Genomic DNA, 5,250 nt, shown 5'->3' with positions numbered 1-5,250 from the left:
GACTTGAATCAAGTCAGCCGGGAATGAACAGGGTCGTCGCTATCTCTGGAGCCCTTCTCCTCCACTCAGGTTGATCCAACCCGAGTGGGAAGGGCTCTAGCGGGGAACCAGATGCATCACCACATCGGCCCGGCGGCGCAGCGGCGCTGAGTGGCCGTCGGCTGTTGTGGCGCCGGCCTGGCCGCCCGCCGTGATCTTCACGTCGGTGGTTGGCAGTCCGGCCGCGGCCAGGGCCGCGGTGACCGAGGCGGCGCGGCGTTTCGAAAGTTCGAGATTGGCGTCGGCGGCGCCGGTGGCGTCGGCCAGCCCCACGACCTCGACGCTTGCGACGCGGCAGCTTCTCGACGCCGTGGCGGCGGCCGAGATCACCGCCCGGCTTTCGCGACCGATCTCGGCGGATTCGGACTCAAAATAGACGGCGACCTTCTGATCGGCGCAGCGCTGAGCCGTCTCCGCGGGGCGGTACCGACCAGGCTTCAAGGTCGCGCAAGCCCCAAGACCTAGGCCCAGTGTGAGGATCGCCAGGATGGCCGATCTGTGAATGCTCATCGCGCGCGCCTCTTCAAACGTCTAAGCTACATAACGCAGCCAGGGCTCGCAGGCCCCTTTGCTGGCGAAATAATGCGGCGGGGTCTGCTGTGAGCTCCCTCAGGAACCTGCGGCCCCGTCCTTCGTTATGGTCTCGATCCTGGGGAGTACGTCGATGGCTGAGGAAATGCTGAACAGCCAAGATCTGGACGGAGCCTCGCTCTGCCGCTCCAAATTCTAGACGCGCATTGGGGGCAATTCACAAAGTCGAGGTCATCGCCAACGTTGCGTCCGGCAGCGTGGGAAAAACCGCGCCGGATGAGATCGAAGCCCTCCTGGCCGAGTTCGGCCTCAAGACAAGTGTCCGCGCGCCCGAGACGTCCGACCTGATTTCATGCCTGCGCGCGGCGGTGGATGCCGCGCCCGACCTGCTGATCATCCTGGCCGGCGACGGCACCGCGCGCGCCGCGGCCGAAATGTGCGGTCCAGACGGGCCGATGATCGCCCCCTTGCCGGGCGGCACGATGAACATGCTGCCCCACGCGGTCTATGGCGTCACGACCTGGCAGCAGGCCCTGAAGGCGGCCTTGGAGACCGGCCAGGAACGACTGATCGGGGGCGGTGAGATTGACGGTCACAAGTTCATGGTGGCCGCGATCCTCGGCTCGCCGGCGCTCTGGGCGCCAGCCCGCGAGGCCGCGCGGGTCGGCCAGGCGCGCAAGGCCTGGGTGAACGCCCGGCTGGCCCTGCGCCGCGCGTTTTCCGGACGCCTTCGCTACATTCTGGACAGCGACCCGCCTGAGAAGGCTGAGGCGCTGGTGTTCATGTGTCCGCTTACGTCACGGGTGCTGAGCGACGACGCCGCAGCGCTGGAGGCCGCGGCGCTCGACGTCCGCGACACCGCCGCCGCCTTCCGACTGGGATTCCATGCCCTCACCGGCGACTGGCGCGCCGCGCCTGGGGTGGAGGTCGAGCCCTGCCGGCGCGCCCATATCTGGGCCGCCCGGCCGATTCCAGCGATCCTGGACGGCGAAACCGTGCGGCTGAAGGCGATGGCGGATGTCCGCTACCTGCCCAAGGTCGCGCGCATCCTGGCGATCCCGAAGGCGGCTTGAGCTGCCCGCCGTGACCCTGCGCCTGGCTCACCTCTCGGATATCCACTTCGGCGGCGAGAATGCGCCGGCCGTGGCGGCCGCGACCGCGTTTCTGAATGCGGGCGCCTTCGACCTGGTGGTGGTGAGCGGCGATCTCACACAGTACGCCGAGGTTGCCGAGTTCGAGGCCGCCGCGGCCTGGCTGGGGGGAATCGCGGCGCCCAAGCTGGTGACGCCGGGCAATCACGACGCACCATACCTGGCCTGGGCCGAGCGCATCTTCACGCCCTTCCGCCGCTACGAGCGCGCCATCGGCAAGGCTTCCAAGCAGCAGCATCTCGGCCCGGGTCTCGCCGTCCGCGGCCTGAACACCGCCAGGGGCGCCCAGCCGCGGCTCAACTGGTCGAAGGGGCAGATCGCCCTGGGTCAGGTGCGTGACGCCATCGACTGGTTCGCAGAGGCGGCCGGCGGCTGCGTTCGCATCGTGGTCTGTCACCATCCCCTGACCGAGATGATCGGCGGGCCGATGACCGCCCGGGTCTGGGGCGGTCCGGCGGCGGCGCGGCTGCTCGCCGAGGCGCGGATCGACCTGGTGCTGTCGGGCCACATCCACGCGCCGTTCGTCTGGCCCTATGCGTTCGGCGACGGTCGCACCCAGGCGGTCGGCGCCAGCACGCTGTCCACCCGCGAGCGCGGCGCGCCGCCGGGGTTCAACGTGCTGGACATCGAAGCGGCGACGATCCGTATCGCAGCCCTGCAATGGACGGGCTCGCACTACGAGCCCTATCGATCCTGGTCGGTGGACCGGCGAACCTAGACTGTCGGGCCGCGGCCCCGCACCAGGTTCATGACCAGCGAGACCACGAACAGGAGCAGGAAAATGTAGAACACGAGCTTGGCGATGCCGATCGCGGCGCCCGCCACGGTGGTGAAGCCAAGGACGCCGGCGATCAACGCCACGACGAGGAACGTAAGAGCCCAGCCGAGCATGTGAATGTCTCCATCGGCGCCGCCATGGCGCTCCGGGAGATGAACGTCGCGGACGCCGCAGTGTTCCGCCGCGGTCGCAACCGCCGGGGCGCTGCTAGGGCCTGGGTGGCTTTGGCGGCTTTCGCGCCGGCGGCGTGCGGCTGGCCAAGGCGGCGGCGATGATCGGGGCCAGGATCTTCGGATTTCGGACCATGACCGCAACCACCGCGGCCGCCGCTCCGGCCGCGACCAGGGGACGCTCCCTGGCCAGGTCGATAAGCTTGGCGGCAAGGCTCTCCGGTGGCGCGCCCTGGACGGGCTTTGGCGGCCGGGCCTTGCGGGTGACCACCAGGGCCGCGACCAGGGCGATCAGCGCAAACGTCGCAGCCACGCTGGCCGCCCCCCAGGCCGGACCGATCAGGTCGCGGACAGCGGCGTACAGCGCGAAGGCCAGCGCCACGACGCAGACGCCCGCCGCCGCCGCGATCGCGGCAAAGGCGACGACCAGTCCAACAGCTTTGCGGAAGATCACGCCCTCCAGGATCAGCGGCGCGTGGACGACAGCAGGAGCCCGATCAGGACGCCGACGCCGAGCGCCGCGCCGGTGGCCGCGAGCGGCCGTTCGCGCACACGCTCAGTGACGTACTGCTGCGCCTGATCCAGCTGCTCGCCGGCGGTGTCGGTATAGGCCCGGGTCTGCGCGCGGATCTGTTCGACGCCCTCCTGGACGGCCTTTTCGATGCGCCTGGCGGCGTCGGCGAAGGAGCGCTGGGCTTCGGCCGAGAGCTTGGTCGCGCCCTGGGTGGCGGATTTCACCGCGGCATTGGTCTCGTCGGCGGCGGTGTCAAAGGCGTTGGCGGGCATGAGGTGTCTCCGAAAGATGGGGTCCCGGCGGGCGGCGGGGCGCGCAAGCCCAAACGTCGGACACCCTAGCCGGTTCCGGCCCCTGCGAAAAGCCGGGCTGACCGCCGAAACCTTGACCCTGCGCACACTTCCTGTCGCGATCCGCCGCGCCTGCTTCTATATTTCCGCGATGACGCAGGGCGACCCCGGCCACAGCGACGCGCATCGACGCCTGGCCCGGGCGCTGGAGCTGGCCGGGCTGGGCGCGTTCGAGTGGGATATGGCGGGCGGGGTGTTCGTGGTCAGCCCGCGGATGGCGGCAATCACCGGCCTGCCGGCCGGGCCGATGGCGGCCAGCGGCATGCGGGCGATCGAGCCTTTCATTCACCCCGACGACCTGGCCTCTTTCCGCGCCCAGAAGGATCTGCAACGCGCGAACGGTGGGCTCTACGACCTGGAGTTCCGGCACATCCGGCCCGACGACGGCCGCGGGGTCTGGTTGCGGGTGGCCGGGGTGCTGGCCCGGGATCGCGACGGCCGCGCCCGGAGCCTCACCGGGATCGTCGAGGACGTGACCCGGCAGAAGCTCGAGGAGGCGCAGCGCCAGACCCTGCTGGATGAGCTGGATCATCGGGTCAAGAACGCGCTGGCCACCGTCCAGGCGCTGGCCACCCAGACCGCCCGCGGGACCACATCGCTGGACGCCTTCCTCCAGACCTTCGCCGGACGCCTGAAGGCGATGGGCTCGGCCAACGAGCTGCTCACCGCGGCCCGCTGGCGCGGGGCGGCGATCGACCACCTGGTCGCCGCGGAACTGGGGGTCTACCCGCCTGGCCAGACCGACTGGCAGGGTCCCGAGCTCTACCTCACGCCCCGCGCCGCCAACGCGCTGGCGCTGGGCCTGCACGAACTGGCGGCCAATGCAGTCAGGTTCGGCGCCCTGTCGGTTGAGACCGGTCACGTGGAGCTCAGCTGGCGACGATGCGCCGAGGGCGGCTTTGAACTGACCTGGTCGGAGAGCGGCGGCCCGACCGTCGGTCCGCCCGCGCGCCGGGGCTTCGGCTCGACCCTGCTGGACCAGGTGACCGGCCGCGAGCTGAACGGCGACACATCGATCGAATATCGACCCTCTGGCGTGCTGGTCCGGCTGCGCGCCGGCGCGGCGGCGGTGACGCCACGTCCCGAAACCGTTCCAGAGGCGCCGGCCCCGCGGAGCGCCGAGACCGCGTCCGCCGCCTCAGCGGCTCCCGACCTGAAGGGCGCGCGCGTGCTGATCGTCGAGGACGCGGTGCTTTTGGCGATGGAGCTCGAGACCGGCCTGGCCGACGCCGGCGCCCGGGTGATCGGCCCCGCCTATGAGCTGGAGGAGGCGCTGGCGATGCTCGACCAGCCGATCGACGCCGCCGTGCTCGACGCCAACCTCAACGGCCGCTCGGTCGCGCCCGTGGCCCAGGCGCTGGCGGCCCGCGGCGTGCCCTTCGTCTTCGCCACCGGCTATGGCGAGGTGGCCGGCCCCGGCGGCTTCGACGCCCCGGTGATCCGCAAGCCCTATGACGTGACCCAGGTCGCCGCGGCCGTGGCCGACCTGCTGCGGGACAAGCCGCCGCACCCCAGAATGTCGCACCCCAGAATGCCGCACCCCTGAGACAAGGCGCCGCCTCGGCAGGGGCGCGGAGGCGACCTATGACTGTGCCTTGGGGGACTCGCGGTCACCGCGGGGGCCGGACCGGCGGCCCAGGGATCTCGCCCGGTCAAGCGACCCGGCCTCCTCGCACGGTCCGCGGCACGGGTCGCGGACCGCGCGGATTTTGGCGGA

Annotated in this window: 7 protein-coding genes; 3 read left to right on the top strand and 4 right to left on the bottom strand. The window is 70.7% G+C overall.

Annotated features, from left to right (window positions below):
- Positions 1 to 96: 96 nt before the first annotated feature.
- A complete protein-coding gene (locus RMN86_RS01125; RefSeq protein ID WP_309603982.1) occupies positions 97 to 549 on the bottom strand; it encodes an OmpA family protein in 453 nt (150 codons plus the stop codon).
- A 227-nt stretch (positions 550 to 776) separates the two neighbouring features.
- Between RMN86_RS01125 and RMN86_RS01120 the strand changes: the two genes are divergently transcribed.
- On the top strand, positions 777 to 1,643 hold the full coding sequence (locus RMN86_RS01120; RefSeq protein WP_309603981.1) for a diacylglycerol kinase family protein: 867 nt from the start codon (positions 777 to 779) through the stop codon (positions 1,641 to 1,643).
- 10 nt (positions 1,644 to 1,653) lie between these two features.
- The gene (locus RMN86_RS01115; protein WP_309603980.1) at positions 1,654 to 2,439 is read left to right on the top strand and encodes a metallophosphoesterase; all 786 of its coding nucleotides are present in this window, start codon (positions 1,654 to 1,656) and stop codon (positions 2,437 to 2,439) included.
- On the opposite strand, the gene RMN86_RS01110 is transcribed toward RMN86_RS01115, so the two are convergent.
- The 3 genes from RMN86_RS01110 to RMN86_RS01100 form a co-directional block, all read right to left on the bottom strand.
- Complete coding sequence (locus RMN86_RS01110; RefSeq protein ID WP_309603979.1) at positions 2,436 to 2,612, bottom strand: DUF1328 domain-containing protein; 177 nt, start codon at positions 2,610 to 2,612, stop codon at positions 2,436 to 2,438. The two genes, RMN86_RS01115 and RMN86_RS01110, sit on opposite strands and share 4 nt — an antisense overlap.
- Before the next feature lie 94 nt (positions 2,613 to 2,706).
- Positions 2,707 to 3,123, bottom strand: a complete 417-nt coding sequence (locus RMN86_RS01105) for a hypothetical protein (protein WP_309603978.1) — start codon at positions 3,121 to 3,123, stop codon at positions 2,707 to 2,709.
- Between the two features lie 11 nt (positions 3,124 to 3,134).
- Positions 3,135 to 3,455 (bottom strand): glycine zipper domain-containing protein, encoded by a 321-nt coding sequence (locus RMN86_RS01100; RefSeq protein WP_309603977.1) that lies wholly within the window; start codon positions 3,453 to 3,455, stop codon positions 3,135 to 3,137.
- Between the two features lie 169 nt (positions 3,456 to 3,624).
- Between RMN86_RS01100 and RMN86_RS01095 the strand changes: the two genes are divergently transcribed.
- Complete coding sequence (locus RMN86_RS01095; RefSeq protein WP_309603976.1) at positions 3,625 to 5,079, top strand: HWE histidine kinase domain-containing protein; 1,455 nt, start codon at positions 3,625 to 3,627, stop codon at positions 5,077 to 5,079.
- Positions 5,080 to 5,250 lie beyond the last annotated feature (171 nt).

This window comes from Phenylobacterium sp., assembly GCF_031360265.1.
Classification (GTDB): Bacteria; Pseudomonadota; Alphaproteobacteria; order Caulobacterales; family Caulobacteraceae; genus Phenylobacterium.
Note: the sequence above shows the minus strand (reverse complement) of the source record. Positions and strands in the feature narration are given on the sequence as shown.